The 16,927-nt window shown below is 71.5% G+C and carries 14 protein-coding genes; 10 read left to right on the forward strand and 4 right to left on the reverse strand.

The window, feature by feature from the left end; genetic code table 11:
* Positions 1-114: 114 nt before the first annotated feature.
* The gene (locus ABD841_RS20810; protein ID WP_344974169.1) at positions 115-591 is read right to left on the reverse strand and encodes a YbaK/EbsC family protein; all 477 of its coding nucleotides are present in this window, start codon (positions 589-591) and stop codon (positions 115-117) included.
* A gap of 119 nt (positions 592-710) precedes the next feature.
* On the opposite strand from ABD841_RS20810, the gene ABD841_RS20815 reads away from it, so the two are divergent.
* Both ABD841_RS20815 and ABD841_RS20820 read left to right on the forward strand, forming a co-directional pair.
* Entirely contained in the window at positions 711-1,553 is an 843-nt protein-coding gene (locus tag ABD841_RS20815) for a L,D-transpeptidase family protein (protein ID WP_344974172.1), read from the forward strand.
* Positions 1,554-1,918: 365 nt separating this feature from the next.
* A complete protein-coding gene (locus tag ABD841_RS20820; RefSeq protein ID WP_344974175.1) occupies positions 1,919-2,365 on the forward strand; it encodes an SAV_6107 family HEPN domain-containing protein in 447 nt (148 codons plus the stop codon).
* A 159-nt stretch (positions 2,366-2,524) separates the two neighbouring features.
* Here ABD841_RS20820 and ABD841_RS20825 read toward each other — a convergent pair whose 3' ends face one another.
* The 3 genes from ABD841_RS20825 to ABD841_RS20835 all read right to left on the reverse strand — a co-directional run bounded on the left by ABD841_RS20825 (position 2,525) and on the right by ABD841_RS20835 (position 6,058).
* Complete coding sequence (locus tag ABD841_RS20825) at positions 2,525-3,655, reverse strand: PP2C family protein-serine/threonine phosphatase (RefSeq protein WP_344974178.1); 1,131 nt, start codon at positions 3,653-3,655, stop codon at positions 2,525-2,527.
* Between the two features lie 218 nt (positions 3,656-3,873).
* On the reverse strand, positions 3,874-4,368 hold the full coding sequence (gene bldD / locus ABD841_RS20830) for a transcriptional regulator BldD (RefSeq protein ID WP_030910010.1): 495 nt from the start codon (positions 4,366-4,368) through the stop codon (positions 3,874-3,876).
* 445 nt (positions 4,369-4,813) lie between these two features.
* A complete protein-coding gene (locus ABD841_RS20835) occupies positions 4,814-6,058 on the reverse strand; it encodes an arginine deiminase (RefSeq protein WP_344974181.1) in 1,245 nt (414 codons plus the stop codon).
* A 492-nt stretch (positions 6,059-6,550) separates the two neighbouring features.
* Between ABD841_RS20835 and pyrR the strand changes: the two genes are divergently transcribed.
* The 8 genes from pyrR to pyrF all read left to right on the forward strand — a co-directional run bounded on the left by pyrR (position 6,551) and on the right by pyrF (position 16,586).
* Complete coding sequence (gene pyrR / locus ABD841_RS20840) at positions 6,551-7,120, forward strand: bifunctional pyr operon transcriptional regulator/uracil phosphoribosyltransferase PyrR (RefSeq protein ID WP_344974183.1); 570 nt, start codon at positions 6,551-6,553, stop codon at positions 7,118-7,120.
* Positions 7,117-8,046 carry an aspartate carbamoyltransferase catalytic subunit gene (locus tag ABD841_RS20845; protein ID WP_344974186.1) on the forward strand — a complete coding sequence of 310 codons (930 nt, stop codon included), beginning with the start codon at positions 7,117-7,119 and terminating at the stop codon, positions 8,044-8,046. Before pyrR ends, ABD841_RS20845 begins: the two co-directional genes overlap by 4 nt.
* Position 8,047: 1 nt before the next feature.
* The gene (locus tag ABD841_RS20850; protein ID WP_344974189.1) at positions 8,048-9,385 is read left to right on the forward strand and encodes a dihydroorotase; all 1,338 of its coding nucleotides are present in this window, start codon (positions 8,048-8,050) and stop codon (positions 9,383-9,385) included.
* Positions 9,386-9,554: 169 nt separating this feature from the next.
* Entirely contained in the window at positions 9,555-10,745 is a 1,191-nt protein-coding gene (carA, locus tag ABD841_RS20855) for a glutamine-hydrolyzing carbamoyl-phosphate synthase small subunit (protein WP_344974192.1), read from the forward strand.
* Complete coding sequence (carB, locus tag ABD841_RS20860) at positions 10,738-14,034, forward strand: carbamoyl-phosphate synthase large subunit (RefSeq protein ID WP_344974195.1); 3,297 nt, start codon at positions 10,738-10,740, stop codon at positions 14,032-14,034. Before carA ends, carB begins: the two co-directional genes overlap by 8 nt.
* 35 nt (positions 14,035-14,069) lie before the next feature.
* Entirely contained in the window at positions 14,070-14,915 is an 846-nt protein-coding gene (locus ABD841_RS20865) for a dihydroorotate dehydrogenase electron transfer subunit (protein WP_344974197.1), read from the forward strand.
* On the forward strand, positions 14,905-15,879 hold the full coding sequence (locus ABD841_RS20870; RefSeq protein ID WP_344974200.1) for a dihydroorotate dehydrogenase: 975 nt from the start codon (positions 14,905-14,907) through the stop codon (positions 15,877-15,879). The genes ABD841_RS20865 and ABD841_RS20870 overlap by 11 nt, the downstream gene beginning before the upstream one ends.
* The gene (gene pyrF / locus ABD841_RS20875; protein ID WP_344974203.1) at positions 15,876-16,586 is read left to right on the forward strand and encodes an orotidine-5'-phosphate decarboxylase; all 711 of its coding nucleotides are present in this window, start codon (positions 15,876-15,878) and stop codon (positions 16,584-16,586) included. The genes ABD841_RS20870 and pyrF overlap by 4 nt, the downstream gene beginning before the upstream one ends.
* Positions 16,587-16,927: the final 341 nt, after the last annotated feature.

Raw genomic sequence — 16,927 nt, forward strand, 5'->3', positions numbered from 1 at the left:
CGGTCGTTGATAGGCATGAAAGCGACGTTCAGTATTTTTTATGGGTTTTTTGGTCGGGCTCTTCGGCGCGGAGGCCTTCCGGAACCCGGGCCCGCCGCCGCGCGGCGGACGGGGTCATTCGACGTCGACCGGGGTGCCCCCCGTGATGCGGAGCAGCTCGTCGAAAGAGGTGGGGAAGACCGTGTGCGGGTGACCGGCGGCGGCCCAGACCACCTCGTGCTTGCCGAGCCAGGTGTCGACCAGGGTCCGGATCGGGGCGGGGTGGCCGACCGGGCCGACGCCGCCGATGACCTGGCCGGTGGCCGCGCGGACGAAGTCGGGGGTCGCCCGCTTCACCTTCGCCGCGCCGACGGTCTCGGCGATCAGGTCGGTGTTCACCCGGTGGGCGCCGCTGGTCAGCACCAGGAGCGGAACGCCGTCGGCGTCGAACACCAGGCTGTTGGCGATGGCGCCGACCTCGCAGCCGAGCTGCGCGGCCGCGGTGGCCGCGGTCGGGGTGGCCTCCGCGAAGACGACGATCTCGCCGGGAACGCCGTGCTCGCGCAGGACGGCGGCGACCTTCTCGATGTTCGGATGCAACTTTTCTGGCACGCGGCCACTCTAAACAGATTGACTGTCGATTGCCGTCTCCTGATCGGCGGCAGACCCGACGGGGCCGTGCGCTATGGTCCCTTGGTCCGGTCACCAGCGATATGAGGAGTTGATCGAAAGTGGGGGTTGGACGGCGGCCCGCAGCGGCCGCGCTGATGACTGCCGGGGCCGTGCTGCTCTCCATGGCAGGTGCCACCGCCGCCCACGCCGCGGCGCCGGCCGTCGCGTACGCGCCGGTCACCGCGTTCGCCGAGGTCGCCGCGGGCACCCCGGCCGCGGCGGGGAAGACGGGTGCGAAGGCCGAGGCGTCCGGGTTCGCCGCTCCCGGCAAGACGCTCAAGCTCGGAGCGAAGGGCTCCGCGGTGAAGGTGCTCCAGACCCGCCTGGCCGAGCTCGGCTACTCGCCCGGCCGGATCGACGGCCGCTACGGCGGGGCGACCCTGACGGCGGTCTGGGCCTTCCAGAAGGTCAACGGCATCACACCGACCAGCACCGTGGCGAAGAAGACCTGGGCCGCCCTGGAGGCGCCGCAGGCTCCGAAGGTGCTCGTCCCGAACGGCAAGCCGACCCGGGTGGAGGTCAACCTCACCAAGCAGGTGATGGTCCTCTACGTCGGCGGCGCGGTGAAGCTGATCAGCCACACCTCCTCCGGCAGCGGGATCCCGTACTGCGAGACGGCCACCTGGGAGGGGAAGACCCAGCGGTTCTGCGGCGACGCCCGTACGCCGACGGGCGACTACAAGACGACCTGGCGCCGTGACGGCTGGCACCGGTCCTACCTGGGCCAGCTGTACAACCCGATCTTCTTCAACGGCGGCATCGCCTTCCACGGCGCGCTCTCGGTGCCGCTGACGCCCGCCTCCCACGGGTGCGTCCGGCTGCCGATGCACGTGGCGGAGGTCCTTCCCGACCTGCTCGGCACGGGGGTGCCGGTGCACGTGCGAGGCAAGTTCGCCCGCTAGGCGTCCCTGCCACGTGCGAGGCGAGTTCGCCCGCCGGGCGTCCCGGCCACGAGCGAGGCCCCGGAAGATCTCGATCTTCCGGGGCTTTCGCATGCCCGGGAAGATCGAACTTTTGTTCGTGGGTTCACTTGACACCATTAGTGATCGAATTTATGTTCGATGTAATGACGCGGGGCTCGCGGCCCGCGTCCAGGGCGGTCGGCCTGGCCCTCGTCGTCGGCGGAGACGATCGGGCCAGGCCGTGGCGGGCGGGGAGAGGGGAAGCTCCTCGTCCGGCCGCCCGGCGGATTGTCGGTGAGGTCTGCGAAGGTGGTCTCACCGGCGAAAACGCCGGGAGCCGCTTGCGACCAAGGAGGCTGAAGCGCATGACCCCTCGGCTCAGCGATTCCGGTGGGCCCCGGCTCTCGTCCACGGTGCGGGCGCATCTCGCCGACGCACGCGACTGCCTCGAAGAGGCCGCCGCGGCCAAGACCTCCGCCGCCCGTTACGTCGCCGCCCACATGGCGGCGCTCCGGGCGGCCGCGGCCGTGCTGGCCGCACGGCCCCGTCCCATGCAGGGCCGCAGACGCAGGCTGCGCAGCGCCTGGGAGCTCCTGCCCGAGGCCGAGCCCCGGCTGGCCGACTGGGCGCCCTATTTCGAGACGAGCGCCGTCAAGCGGGCCTCCGCCGAGGCCGGGGTGACCCGCGTGATCTCGCCACGCGACGCCGAGGAGCTCATCTCCGAGGCCGAGCGCTTCGTCACCGAGGTGGAGACGATGCTCGGCGTGCCCGTCCAGCCGACGCTGCCGACCCGCGTCCCCCTCGCCGGCTAGGTCCCGTCCCCTCCCGGCACCGCCGGGAAGGCCACTGGAGCGCCCGGCCCTCTCCGGCGCCCCCGGACGGCGGATCCCGGCTTTCCCCGTCCCCGCCCGGCGTCACCGCTCGTCCGCCCCGGCGGACACCGGGCACGTGGCGGGCACGCGGTCGCCGTGCTAGGCGGCCGAGGAGGTCTCGTGGGCCGCGCGGTGGCGCAGCAGGAGCATGGCCGCGTCGTCACCCAGCGGCCGGCCCACGTGGCGCAGCAGGTCGGCGCGGAGGGCGTCCAGCGAACCCTGCGGGTCGGCCCCGTTCAGCAGGTGCGCCCTCGCCGCCAGCGGGTAGAACCGCCCGGTCCCGTCGCGTGCCTCGATGACCCCGTCGGTGTAGAAGAGCACCTGGTCGCCCGGCTCGAACGGGACGTGGTAGAGCACCGGGTCGATCGCCTTGAGCGATCCCATGCCCAGCGGCAGCGCCTCGTCCGGCGGCTCGGCGAACCAGCGCCCGCCCTCGGCGTCGAGCACCATGGGCGGCGGGTGGCCGCAGTTGATGACGCCGATCGTGGAGCCGCCGTTGATCTCGGCCAGCACGGCGGTCACGAACTGCTCGCCCGAGAGCTCCCGGGTCAGGGCGTTCTCCAGCCGCGTCACGACCCCCTGGAGCCTGCGCTCGTCGTGGGCCGCCTCCCGGAAGGCGCCGAGCACCACCGCGGCGGTCTCCACCGCCTCCAGGCCCTTGCCCTGCACGTCCCCCACGATGATCCGCACCCCGTGCGGGGTGGTGACGACCTCGTACAGGTCACCGCCGATGCGGGCCTCGGCCGTGGCGGAGGTGTAGGAGACGGCCACGCCGATCCCGGGCCCCGCCCGGCGCGGCACCGGCCGCAGCAGCACCCGCTGGGCGGCCTCGGCCACCGAGCGGACGTCGGCGAGTTGCCGCTCGTGGCGGAGCCGGCCCGCGCTGGCCAGCACGCTGGCCACCGTGACGCCGAGAATGGCGATCATCGTGATGTTGGTGCGGGGCGTCCAGAGGATGTCGTTGTAGAGGCCGAGCACGACGCACAGCGCCAGCGCGATGGCGCCGACCGCGGTGGTGCGGGCCAGGCCGCACGCCACGCTGGCGAAGGCGGGGCCGAGGGCGAGCAGGGGGAGGAGCCCAGCCGTGGGACCGGACCCGAAGTCGATGAGGGCCACCACGGCCATCACGACGAACGGCAGGAGCTTGAGCGTCTCCTGGGTCTTACCGGTGCCGATGGACGTCAGCAACCGGAGAAAGGCGCGTGTCCTGGTCGATCCCAGCAACGCCATGACGGCGCGCAGACGGCTCTGGGGGCGCGCTTGAGAGCGATCGTGCCGATCCTCCCCGGGGGCCATGTCCACCACATCTCGCTAAGTGCATGTTTGCCTTTTCCTACCACAGCAACGGTCGTCTGCGGCGCGGCGTGAAGGCCATGTTCACTGAGAGAGCAAGATTTTCGGCGGGGTGGGCACGCCGGCCCCCGGCGCACCCACGACCGTGCAGGCCGTCAGAAGGACTCGACGGCGCGGCGCGCCTCGGGGTCCAGCACCCCCCAGCCGATGAGCTCCTCGGTCAGCTCACTGGGGGACTTGTCGTAGATCACGGCGAGGGAGCGCAGGTCCTCCTGGCGGATGGAGAGCACCTTCCCGTTGTAGTCACCGCGCTGGCTCTGGATGGTCGCCGCGTAGCGGGCGAGCGCGCCGGCCTTCTCCTTCGGCAGCTGGGCAAGACGCTCAAGATCGATCACAAGCTTCGGCGTCGGGCCGAGGGGGCTCGGGGCGGCGCCCCCGGGCAGCAGTTCCGAGACCGGGACCCCGTAGAAGTCGGCCAGCTCGGCGAGCTTCTGCACGGTCACGGCACGGTCGCCGCGCTCGTAGGAGCCGACCACGACCGCCTTCCAGCGCCCGCGGGACTTCTCTTCGACCCCGTGCAGGGACAGGCCCTGCTGGGTGCGAATCGCGCGGAGTCGTGCACCCAGCGACTTGGCGTACTCAGACGGCATCGTGTTGGCCCCCCGGCTCTCTATGTGCTGCTCTCACTTTGATTGTGCTACCTCGCAACTTATGACCCAGCCACCGGGTTGGCGCCTGGGGTAGGCACCATCGGTGACCGGAGCGTCAGGGTTCACCCGATAACGCCGCGAGGTGTGGTTACGGACAGTGACGGTAAAGCTGTGGGCGCCTAAGGTCAAGCTGATTGGAAAAAAGATGTCGATTCCGATCCGATGTGGTCCGCCTCAAACGCCGCACTTGTCCTATCCGGGACGGTGAATCTTCCTGCTCCTCCGGTGCCGCCGGCGGATTCGTGTCCCTCCCGCGGATTTCGCGGCGACATCATCGGCGCCGCGACGGGGAGAGTATGATCTTCAGGGACGCGCCGCCGGGGAACACCCGGCGCGACGGTTCCGCCCGGACGGCGCGGGCGGGGCCGGGTCAGACGGGGCCGGGTCAGACACCATCGCGTTCGAGCGGGCAGCTCATGCAGCGTGGGCCGCCCCGGCCGCGGCCGAGTTCGCTGCCCCGGATCGTGATCACCTCGATGCCGTTGGCCCGCAGGTGGTTGTTGGTGGTGGTGTTGCGCTCGTAGGCCACGACCACGCCGGGGCGCAGGGCCAGCACGTTGCATCCGTCGTCCCACTGCTCCCGTTCGGAGGCGTAGACGTCCTGCGTGGCGGTGAGGACCTTGATGTCGTCCAGGCCGATGGCGTGGGCGATGGCCCGGTGCATGTCCTCGGGGGCGTGATCGGTGATCTTGAGTTCCTTCTCGTTGTCGCCGGGCTCGACCGTGTAGGAGGGCAGCATGCCCAGCCCCGCGTACTTGGTGAAGACGCCGACGTCCACGTTGGTCATGACCGTGTCGAGGTGCATGAACGCCCGGGCCTTGGGCATGTCCAGGGCGACGATCTTCGTCGCCGCGCCCCTGGCGAACAGGCTGCGCGCGAGCATCTCCACCGCCTGCGGCTGGGTGCGCTCGCTGATCCCGACCAGCACCGCGCCCCGGCCGATGACGAGCACGTCGCCTCCTTCGATGGTGGCCGGCGCGGCGCGCATGCCGGGCATCCAGACGTCGTAGCCGCCCTCTTCCGGCCGGTCGTAACCGGAGGCGAAGACCGGGTGGTAGCGGTAGACCGCCTCCATGTTCACGGTCTCGCGGCGGCGGGCCTTCTTCCGCATCGCGTTGATGGAGACGCCGCCGTAGATCCAGCACGAGGTGTCGCGGGTGAACAGGTGGTTGGGCAGCGGCGGGAGCACGAAGTCGTCCGGCTTGAGCGTGTGGAAGGCGAGGCTCCGGGGGTCGGTGCCCATCTCGACCAGTTCGCGTTTGGTGATGCCGCCGATGAGGTAGCGCTGGAGCGCGGTGGAGTCCATCGCGTCGAGGGCGTTGCGGATCGCGTCGACGGCCATCGGCCCGAAGTAGCGCTCGTCGGCGATGCCGTCCAGGATGTGCTTGCGGGCCTCGGGGATCTCCACCGTCTCGCGGAGCAGGTCGGCCAGCAGATGGACGGTGACGCCCTGGTCGGCGAGGACCTTCTGCCACTCCTCGTGCTCCTCCACGGCGCGCTGCACCCACAGCACGTCGTCGAAGAGGAAGTCGTCCTTGTTCGAGGGCGTGAGCCGTTTCAGCGCGAGGTCGGGCCGGTGGATCAGGACCTGGTGGAGCCGGCCGACCTCGGAGTCGACGTGAAAGGTCATCTGTCTTCCTCCGCAATCCTTCCGCAATCCTTCCGCGGTCCTTCGCGGACGGCGGCGAGGTCGCCGGAGGGCGGTGCCGGTCGTCTCCGGGCGGCCGCCCGCCGCACCTCACTGTGTGATATCGCCACGTTTTTCAGTAATACGGACGTAGAACGCATTACCTCCTGAATACCCCGGAAGTTGATGAAGATCACAATATTTGTTCCCTTTTGGGGTGACTGCGAGAGTGTCCCTTCACCCGCCGTGACCGCCACCGGGCCTCGTCGGCACGCCGTCGCGACCGCCGCCGCGAATGCCGTCGGGCCCCGCCGCCACCGCCGTCGCCATGCCGTCGCGACCGCCGCCGCACCCCGCCCGTACCGGCCTCGGGCGCCGTTCTCCGAGGTAGCACGGGTGAGGGCCGGTTCGGAGCAGTCACCGCGCGGCTGATACCGTGAGGTCATCGACTTCCTTTAAGACCCGTCCCGTGAGGCGGGAAAGGTGGTGTTCTTCTTGGCCGATGCCGTTTCGCATGCGCGCGGCAGCGCGCACGCCGTTCTCGAAGGGCCCGACATCAGCCGGGCTCTCATCCGCATCTCCCACGAGATCCTGGAGCGGACCAAGGGCGGTGAGAACGTCGTCCTGCTGGGCATTCCCACGCGGGGCGTGCACCTGGCCCGCCGTCTGGCCGCCCACATCAAGCAGTTCGAAGGCCGCGCGGTCCCCGTCGGCTCCCTCGACGTGACGATGTACCGCGACGACCTGCGCCTGCGCCCCGCCCGCGCGCTGGGCCGCACCGAGTTGCCCGCCGACGGCATCGACGGCAGGGTCGTCGTCCTCGTCGACGACGTGCTGTACTCGGGCCGCACCGTCCGCGCCGCGCTCGACGCGCTCAACGACCTGGGCCGCCCGCAGGCCGTGCAGCTGGCCACCCTGGTCGACCGCGGCCACCGCGAGCTGCCCATCCGCCCCGACTACGTGGGCAAGAACCTGCCGACCGCCAAGTCCGAGATCGTCAAGGTCTACCTGGAGGAGAACGACGGCCGTGACGCGGTCCTGCTGCTGAAGGAGGACGACAGGTGAAGCGGCACCTCATCTCGGCGGCCGACCTGAGCCGTGACGACGCCCTGCTCATCCTGGACACCGCCGACGAGCTGGCGAAGATCTCCGAACGCTCCATCAAGAAGCTTCCCACCCTGCGCGGCCGGACGGTGGTCAACCTCTTCTTCGAAGACTCCACCCGGACCAGGATCTCCTTCGAGGCCGCGGCCAAGCGTCTCTCGGCCGACGTCATCAACTTCTCCGCCAAGGGCTCCAGCGTCTCCAAGGGGGAGTCGCTCAAGGACACCGCGCTCACCCTGGAGGCGATGGGCGCCGACGCCGTGGTCATCCGCCACAGCGCCTCCGGCGCGCCGCACCGGCTGGCCGGCTGGGTGCGCGGCAGCGTCGTCAACGCGGGCGACGGCACCCACGAGCACCCCACCCAGGCCCTGCTCGACGCCTTCACCATGCGCCGCCGCCTCGGTTCGCTGGACGGCCGGCGGGTCGCCATCGTCGGTGACGTGCTGCACAGCCGGGTCGCCCGCTCCAACGTGCTGCTGCTGGCCACGCTCGGCGCCCAGGTGACCCTGGTCGCCCCGCCGACCCTGTTCCCCGTCAACGTCGACTCCTGGCCGTGCGAGGTCTCCTACGACCTCGACGCGGTGCTGCCCAAGTCCGACGTGGTGATGATGCTGCGCGTGCAGCGCGAGCGGATGAACGCGGCGTTCTTCCCCACCGAGCGGGAGTACAGCCGCCGCTACGGCCTCGATCGCGACCGCGTGGCCAGGATGCCCGACCACGCCCTCGTGATGCACCCCGGCCCGATGAACCGGGGGATGGAGATCGCGGCCGAGGTGGCCGACTCGCCGCGCTCGACGATCGTCGAGCAGGTCGCCAACGGGGTGACCGCACGCATGGCCGTCCTGTACCTGCTGCTCGGCGGGGCCGACCTCGGGGGAGAGAACTGACATGAACGACCGCACCCAGACCTCCGCCGCGGCCCGCGACGGCCTCGTCATCAGGGGCGCGCGGCTCCTGGGCGGCGAGCCGGTCGACATCCTGGTCCGCGACGGCGTCGTGGCCGGGATCGGGCAGGGGCTGAGCGCCGGCGAGAACGCCGAGACGGTCGAGGCGGCGGGCCTGGTCGCCCTGCCCGGCCTCGTCGACCTCCACACCCACCTGCGGGAGCCCGGCCGTGAGGACGCCGAGACCGTCGCCACCGGCACCCGCGCCGCCGCCCTCGGCGGCTACACCGCCGTGCACGCCATGGCCAACACCGAGCCGGTCGCCGACACGGCGGGCGTCGTCGAGCAGGTCTGGCGCCTGGGCCAGGAGGCCGGCCGCTGCGACGTGCAGCCGGTCGGCGCCGTCACCGTGGGCCTCGCGGGCGAGAACCTGGCCGAGCTCGGCGCGATGGCCGACTCCGCCGCCCGGGTCCGGGTCTTCTCCGACGACGGCAAGTGCGTCTCCGACGCGGTGCTCATGCGCCGGGCGCTGGAGTACGTCAAGGCCTTCGACGGCGTCATCGCCCAGCACGCCCAGGAGCCGCGGCTGACCGCGGGCGCGCAGATGAACGAGGGCGCGGTCTCCGGCAGGCTCGGCCTGACCGGCTGGCCCGCGGTCGCCGAGGAGGCGATCATCGCCCGCGACTGCCTGCTCGCCGCGCACGTCGGCTCGCGCCTGCATGTCTGCCATGTCTCCACGGCGGGCTCGGTGGAGATCATCCGCTGGGCCAAGTCCAAGGGGTGGGACGTCACCGCCGAGGTGACCCCGCACCACCTGCTCCTGACCGACGATCTCGTCGAGGACTCCCCGGTCGGTTCCTACAACCCGATCTACAAGGTCAACCCGCCGCTGCGCACCCGCGCCGACGTCCAGGCGCTGCGCGAGGCGCTGGCGGACGGCACGATCGACTGCGTGGCCACCGACCACGCCCCGCACCCGGTCGAGGACAAGGAGACCGAGTGGGCCGCCGCGGCCATGGGGATGATCGGCCTGGAGACGGCGCTCTCGGTCGTCCAGGAGGCGATGGTGGAGACGGGGTTGCTCGACTGGGCCGGCGTCGCCGAGCGCATGTCGTACGCCCCGGCGAGGATCGGCAGGCTGCAGGGGCACGGGCGGCCGATCGAGGTCGGCGCGCCGGCCAACATCACCCTGTACGACCCGGCCGTGCGGGCCGAGGTCGACCCGGCGGGTTACGCCTCCAAGAGCCGCAACACGCCGTACGAGGGCCGGACCCTGCCGGGCCGCGTGATGGCGACCTTCCTGCGCGGCAGGCCGACCGTCCTCGACGGAAAACTCGCGTGACGACGTCCGCCCGCCGCGCGCACGCGACCGGCCACGCGCGGCGTTCCGAGTGCCCTTCTCTCTCCGCTCCGGGGCGCGGGGGCGTCCCACGCGGCGAAGGGGTGCCCATGCAGTGTGCCGGATATTTCATACTTTGCGGAGCGATGACCGAGATGATCGGGGTGTGTGAGTGACCGCAGTGCTAGTGCTGGAAGACGGCCGCGTCTTCCACGGGACCCCTTACGGCGCCGAGGGCGAGACCTTCGGCGAGATGGTCTTCAACACCGGGATGACCGGCTACCAGGAGACGCTGACCGACCCCTCGTACCACCGGCAGATCGTCGCGATGACCGCGCCGCACATCGGCAACACCGGGGTCAACGACGAGGACCCCGAGTCCTCGCGCGTCTGGGTCGCCGGCTACGTGGTGCGCGAGCCCGCCCGCATCACCTCCAGCTGGCGGTCCAAGCGTTCCCTGGACGAATACCTCAGGGAGCAGGGCGTCGTCGGCATCGCCATCCCCGGCACCCGCGCCCTCACCCGCCACCTGCGGGAGAGGGGCGCCATGCGCGCCGGCGTCTTCTCCGGCCCGGCGCTCGCCCCGGTCGAGGAGCTGCTGGAGCGCGTCCGGCGCAGCCCCGCGATGGAGGGCGCCGACCTGGCCGGCGAGGTCTCCACCCCGCGGCCGTACGTCGTGCCCGCGATCGGCCCCAAGCGGTTCACCGTGGCCGCCGTCGACCTCGGCATCAAGGCCATGACCCCGCACCGGATGGCCGAGCGCGGCTGCGAGGTGCACGTCCTGCCGGCCTGGAGCACCGCCGCCGACATCCTGGCCCTCAACCCGGACGGCGTCTTCTTCTCCAACGGCCCCGGCGACCCCGCCACCGCCGACGGCCCGGTCGAGGCGCTCCGCGGGGTCCTCGACGCGGGCACGCCGTTCTTCGGCATCTGCTTCGGCAACCAGGTCTTCGGCCGCGCCCTCGGCCTGGGCACCTACAAGCTCCGCTACGGCCACCGGGGCGTCAACCAGCCCGTCCAGGACCGCCGCACCGGCAAGGTCGAGATCTCCGCGCACAACCACGGCTTCGCCGTGCAGGCTCCCCTGGACGGCGCCTTCGACACCCCGTACGGACCCGCCGAGGTCAGCCACGTCAACCTCAACGACGACTGCGTCGAGGGCCTGCGGCTGCTCGACCGCCCGGCCTTCAGCGTCCAGTACCACCCCGAGGCCGCGGCCGGCCCGCACGACTCCGCCGGGCTGTTCGACCGCTTCTGCGCGTTGATGGAGCAGGCACGGGGAACGGACAGCGGAGTGAGCGCGACCACGGGCACGACCGCGAGCCCGAGCACGAGCACGACGGAGGGAAGCAAGGGTGCCTAAGCGCACGGACATACAGTCGATCATGGTGATCGGCTCCGGGCCGATCGTGATCGGCCAGGCCTGCGAGTTCGACTACTCCGGCACCCAGGCCTGCCGCGTGCTGCGTGCCGAGGGCTTCCGCGTCATCCTCGTCAACAGCAACCCGGCGACCATCATGACCGATCCGGAGTTCGCCGACGCCACCTACGTCGAGCCCATCACCCCGGAGATCGTCGAGAAGATCATCGCCAAGGAGCGCCCCGACGCGCTGCTGCCCACCCTCGGCGGCCAGACCGCGCTGAACACCGCGATCTCGCTGTACGAGGCCGGCGTCCTGGACAGGTACGACGTCGAGCTGATCGGCGCCGACGTCGAGGCCATCCAGGCCGGCGAGAACCGCGAGATGTTCAAGACCATCGTCGCCAAGGTCGCCGCCGAGCGCGGCCTCAACGCCGAGTCGGCCCGCTCGTTCATCTGCCACACCATGGACGAGTGCCTGGCCGCCGCGGCCGAGCTGGGCTACCCGCTCGTGGTGCGGCCCTCCTTCACCATGGGCGGCGTCGGCTCCGGCTTCGCCCACGACGAGGAGGGCCTGCGCCGCATCGCCGGGGCCGGCCTCGACGCCTCCCCGACCACCGAGGTGCTCCTGGAGGAGTCCATCATCGGCTGGAAGGAGTACGAGCTGGAGGTGATGCGCGACCGGGCCGACAACGTCGTCATCGTCTGCTCCATCGAGAACATCGACCCGATGGGCGTGCACACCGGCGACAGCGTCACCGTGGCCCCCGCGCTGACCCTCACCGACCGCGAGTACCAGAACATGCGCGACGTCGCCATCGCGGTCATCCGCGAGGTCGGCGTCGACACCGGCGGCTGCAACATCCAGTTCGCGGTCGACCCGCGCACCGGCCGCATGGTCGTCATCGAGATGAACCCGCGCGTGTCGCGCTCCTCGGCGCTGGCGTCGAAGGCCACCGGCTTCCCGATCGCCAAGATCGCCGCCAAGCTCGCCGTCGGCTACACCCTCGACGAGATCCCCAACGACATCACCAAGGAGACCCCGGCGTCGTTCGAGCCCACGCTCGACTACATCGTGGTCAAGGTGCCCCGCTTCGCCTTCGAGAAGTTCGCCGGGGCCGACCAGACCCTCACGACCCACATGAAGTCGGTCGGCGAGGCCATGGCCATCGGCAGGTCCTTCCCCGAGGCGCTGCAGAAGGCGCTGCGCTCCCTGGAGAAGAAGGGCGCCGCCTTCACCTGGGCCGGGGAGCCCGGCGACAAGGACGAGCTCCTGACCGCCTGCCGCACCCCGCACGACGGGCGCCTGGTCACCATGCAGCAGGCCATCCGCGCCGGGGCCACCGTCGAGGAGCTCGCCGCGGCCACCTCGGTCGACCCGTGGTTCCTCGACCAGCTCATGGCCATCGACGAGGCCGCCGCCCGGCTGCGCGAGGCGCCCCAGCTCACCGCCGAGGTGCTGACGGAGGCCAAGCGGTACGGCTTCAGCGACGTGCAGATCGCCGAGCTGCGCGACATGACCGAGGCGCGGGTGCGCGACCTGCGCCACGCGCTGGGCGTCCGCCCCGTCTACAACACCGTCGACACCTGCGCCGCCGAGTTCGCCGCCCGGACCCCGTACCTCTACTCCACCTACGACGAGGAGACCGAGGTCCCGTACGGCGACCGGCCCAAGGTCCTCATCCTCGGCTCCGGACCCAACCGGATCGGCCAGGGCATCGAGTTCGACTACGCGTGCGTGCACGCCTCCTTCGAGCTGTCGGCCGCGGGATACGAGACCGTCATGGTCAACTGCAACCCCGAGACGGTCTCCACCGACTACGACACCTCCGACCGGCTCTACTTCGAGCCGCTCACCCTGGAGGACGTCCTGGAGGTCGTCCACGCCGAGCAGCAGACCGGACCGGTCGCGGGCGTCATCGTCCAGCTCGGCGGCCAGACCCCGCTGGGCCTGGCCCAGGCCCTCAAGGACGCCGGGGTCCCGATCGTCGGCACCTCGCCGGAGTCCATCCACCTCGCCGAGGAGCGCGGCGCCTTCGGCCGGGTCCTCGCCGAGGCCGGCCTGCCCGCGCCCAAGCACGGCACCGCGGTGACCGAGCAGGAGGCGCTGGCCATCGCCGAGGAGATCGGCTACCCGGTCCTGGTCCGCCCCTCCTACGTGCTGGGCGGCGCCGGCATGGCCATCGTCTACGACGACGAGACCCTGACCTCCTACATGGCCAAGGCCGGCGCGGCCAGCGACCACCCGGTGCTGGTGGACAAGTTCCTCGACGAGGCCGTCGAGATCGACGTCGACGCCCTGTTCGACGGCGAGGAGCTCTACCTCGGCGGCGTGATGGAGCACATCGAGGAGGCCGGCATCCACTCCGGCGACTCGGCGTGCTCGCTGCCGCCGATGACGCTGGGCAGTTTCGACATCAAGCGGATCCGCGCCGCCACCGAGGCCATCGCCCGGGGCGTCGGCGTGCGCGGCCTGCTGAACGTGCAGTACGCCATGTCGGCCAACATCCTGTACGTGCTGGAGGCCAACCCGCGCGCCAGCCGGACCGTCCCGTTCGTCTCCAAGGCCACGGCGGTGCCGCTGGCCAAGGCGGCGGCCCGGGTGATGATGGGCGCCACCGTGGCCGACCTGCGCGCCGAGGGCATGCTCCCCGCCGAGGGCGACGGCGGCACCCTGCCGCTGGACGCGCCCATCGCGGTCAAGGAGGCCGTGCTGCCGTTCAACCGGTTCCGCGGCGTCGACATCGTGCTGAGCCCCGAGATGCGCTCCACGGGCGAGGTCATGGGCATCGACGAGTTCTTCGGCACGGCCTACGCCAAGTCCCAGGCCGCCGCCTACGGCTCGCTGCCGACCAAGGGGCGGGCCTTCGTCTCGGTCGCCAACCGCGACAAGCGTGCGATGATCTTCCCCGTCAAGGCGCTCGCCGACCTCGGGTTCGAGATCCTGGCCACCGAGGGAACCGCCGAGGTGCTGCGCCGCAATGGCGTCCATGCCAAGATCGTGCGAAAGCAGAGTGAGGGAACCGGTCCCGACGGGGAACCGACCGTCGTCCGGCGCATCCTGGACGGGGAGGTGGATCTCATCGTGAACACGCCCTTCGGCAGCCCCGGCCAGTCCGGGCCGCGGCTGGACGGCTACGAGATCCGCACCGCGGCCGTGCTGCGGGGCATCCCCTGCATCACGACCGTCCAGGGCCTGGCCGCGGCGGTGCAGGGCATCCAGGCGATCGTCCGCGGAGACGTCGGCGTACGGTCGCTCCAGGAGCACGCGAAGCGGTTGCGGATGCCTTAGCGGAGGTGAGGGAGACGCCTGTTACTCCGGTACAGGTGACGGGCACGGTGCTGACGACGCGCCGCGTCGACGCCTACCATGCGCTGACCGTGGTGGCGCCCGGCATCGCCGAGAGGTTCCGGCCGGGCCACTTCGTCGCGGTCGCCGTGGGCGGGCCGAACACGTCGATGCTGACCCGCCGTGCCTTCTCCGTCCACGACGTCAAACCCGACTACGGCGGCACGGTCGAGTTCGTCTTCTCCCCGCGCGGGCCCGGCACGGCCTGGCTGGCCGAGCGCCGCGCCCGCGACACCCTCGACCTGGTCGGCCCGCTCGGCCGCCCGTTCCCGCTGCCCCGCGACCCGGTGACCTGCGTCCTGGTCGGCGCCGAGCACGGCTCGGCGCCGCTGTTCACCGTGGCCGACGCCCTCCAGCGGCGCGGCTGCCGCGTCGACTTCGTGCTCGGCGCGGCCTCCGCTGACCGGGTGTTCGGCGCCCTGCGCGCCAGGAGGATGGGGGAGACCACCACGCTCACCACCGAGGACGGCTCCCTGGGCATGCGCGGCCGGGTGACCGACGTGCTGCCCGGGGTGATCGCCGACGTCCGCGCCGACGCGGTCTACGCCTGCGGGCCGATGTCCGTGCTGCGCGGTGTCACCGCGGTGGCCGTCGAGTTCGACATCCCGGTCCAGGTGGCCGTGGAGGAGCGGATGGCGTGCGGGATCGGCGTGTGCATGACGTGCGTGCTGCCGGTCATCGGGGATGACGGTGTCACCCGGATGGTGCGCTCGTGCGTCGAAGGACCGGTCTTCCGGGGCGAGCGCGTCCGCTTCGACGACGTGGGCACGATCCCGTTCGACGCGCTGGGAGCACCCGGTGGGGGAACGCGGAATGCCGGTTGACATGCGGACGTACCTCGGGCACGTGGAACTGGTCAATCCCGTCACCACGGCCGCGGGGTGCGCGGCATCCGGCTCCGAGCTCGCCCAGTTCTTCGACCTGGGCAGGATCGGCGCGCTGACCACCCGGTCGATCACGATGGCCCCCAGGGCGGGCCGCCCCACCCCCAGGATGGCCGAGACCCCCTCGGGCCTGCTCAACGCGGTCGGCCTCCAGGGGCCGGGCGTGGACGCCTTCCTGGAGCGCGAACTGCCCTGGCTGGCCCAGCGGGGCATAAGGACCGTGGTGTCCATCGGCGGCGGCACCGTCGCCGAGTACAGCGCGCTGGCCCGCAGGCTCACCGACGCCCCCGGCGTCACCGCCGTCGAGGTCAACCTGTCCTGCCCCAACATCGAGGACCGGGGCCGGGTCTTCGCCCGTGACGGCGCCGCCTCGGCCGAGGTGGTCGCCTCCGTGCGCTCGGTGATGCGCTACGACGTGCCCGTGGTGGCCAAGCTCTCCCCGGACGTGATGGACATCGTGAGCGTCGCCCGCGCGTGCGTCGACGGCGGTGCCGACGCGCTCTCGATGATCAACAATCCGCTCGGCATGAGCATCGACACCGAGGTCATGCGCCCCACGCTCGCGGCCGTCACCGGCGGGCTCTCCGGGCCGGCCATCCGCCCGCTGGCCGTACGCTGCGTGTGGCAGGTTCACGCGGCCCTGCCCAGCGTGCCCATCATCGGCATGGGCGGCGTGCTGACGGGCAGGGACGCCTTCGAGCTCATCCTCGCCGGCGCCTGCGTCGTCGCCGTGGGGACGGCGCTGTTCCACGACCCCTACGCCTGCCTGCGCATCCTCCGCGAGCTGGAGGAGCTCCTGGCGGCGCGGGGGTTCCACCGCCTGGCCGACGCGGTCGGGCTGGCCCATCGTCCGCCGGGGGCGTCCACCCGGCACCGCATAGACCTGGAGGAGAGTTCCCTGTGACGCCCGCACCCATCGCCGTCGCCCTGGACGCGCCCGACCTAGAGACCGCGGCGCACTGGGCGAGCCTGGTCACGCCCCACGTGAGCACGGTCAAGGTCGGCCTCGAACTCTACCTCCGTTACGGCCCCGATGTGATCGCCTCCGTCCGCGGCGCGAGCGGAGTCCGGGTCTTCCTGGACCTGAAGCTCCACGACATCCCCAACACCGTCTCCGGCGCCGCCAAGGCCGTCGCGCGGCTCAAGCCCGCCATCCTGACCGTCCACGCCACCGGCGGGCCCGCGATGATCCAGGCGGCCGCGGACGCCCTGCCGGACACCCAGATCGCGGCCGTGACGCTGCTCACCTCGCTCTCGGAGGCCGATCTGGAGCGGGTCGGCCTCAACGGCCCGTCCGGCGACGCCGTGCGCCGTCTGGCGGCCCTGGCCGTCGGCGCGGGCGCCCGGGCCCTCGTCTGCTCGCCGCGCGAGGTCGCCACCGTGCGCGCGGAGGTCGGGCCCGACATCGTCCTGATCACCCCCGGCGTCCGCCCCGCCGGCGCCGCCACCCAGGACCAGGCGAGGGTGGCGACCCCCGAGCAGGCCCTCGCCGACGGGGCGGACCTGCTCGTGATCGGCCGTCCGATCACCGGCTCACCCGACCCCGGCGCGACCGCCGCCGGCATCGCCGCGGCCCTGCGGCGCACCGCCGCGGCCGGACGGCGCCCGTGAGGTTCGGGACGGGGCCGGGAGCCCGGGGCGGCGTCCGCGAGCCCGGAGGCGGGATCCGGGAGCCCGGGGAGGGCGCCTGCGGGCCGTCGGGTCGGGACGGCGCCCGGGAGGTTCGTGAGGCCCTCCGGGAGGTTCGTGGGGCCGTCCGGTCGCGACGGTGCCCGGGAGGTTCCTGAGGCCCTTCGGGAGCCGGGGAAGGGCACCTGTGGGCCGCCGGACGACGCCCGTGATCGGCATTGTGATCCAACCCCGAAAAACTCGGCCTTGAGCGTAGTTTCATCGACATAGAGCGATGTATCGTTCACGTAAAGTCACGAAGTAGATTTTCTCGGGGGATAAAG

This window comes from Streptosporangium fragile, assembly GCF_039534445.1.
Lineage (GTDB): Bacteria > Actinomycetota > Actinomycetes > Streptosporangiales > Streptosporangiaceae > Streptosporangium > Streptosporangium fragile.

Bases quoted from the DNA above. Each gene is read 5' to 3' on its own strand.
- ABD841_RS20820 (WP_344974175.1), top strand. From the start codon at position 1,919: ATGACCCCTCGGCTCAGCGATTCCGGTGGGCCCCGGCTCTCGTCCACG.
- ABD841_RS20825 (WP_344974178.1), bottom strand. From the start codon at position 3,655: ATGGCGTTGCTGGGATCGACCAGGACACGCGCCTTTCTCCGGTTGCTG.
- bldD (WP_030910010.1), bottom strand. From the start codon at position 4,368: ATGCCGTCTGAGTACGCCAAGTCGCTGGGTGCACGACTCCGCGCGATT.
- ABD841_RS20835 (WP_344974181.1), bottom strand. From the start codon at position 6,058: ATGACCTTTCACGTCGACTCCGAGGTCGGCCGGCTCCACCAGGTCCTG.
- ABD841_RS20850 (WP_344974189.1), top strand. From the start codon at position 8,048: ATGAACGACCGCACCCAGACCTCCGCCGCGGCCCGCGACGGCCTCGTC.
- ABD841_RS20870 (WP_344974200.1), top strand. From the start codon at position 14,905: ATGCCGGTTGACATGCGGACGTACCTCGGGCACGTGGAACTGGTCAAT.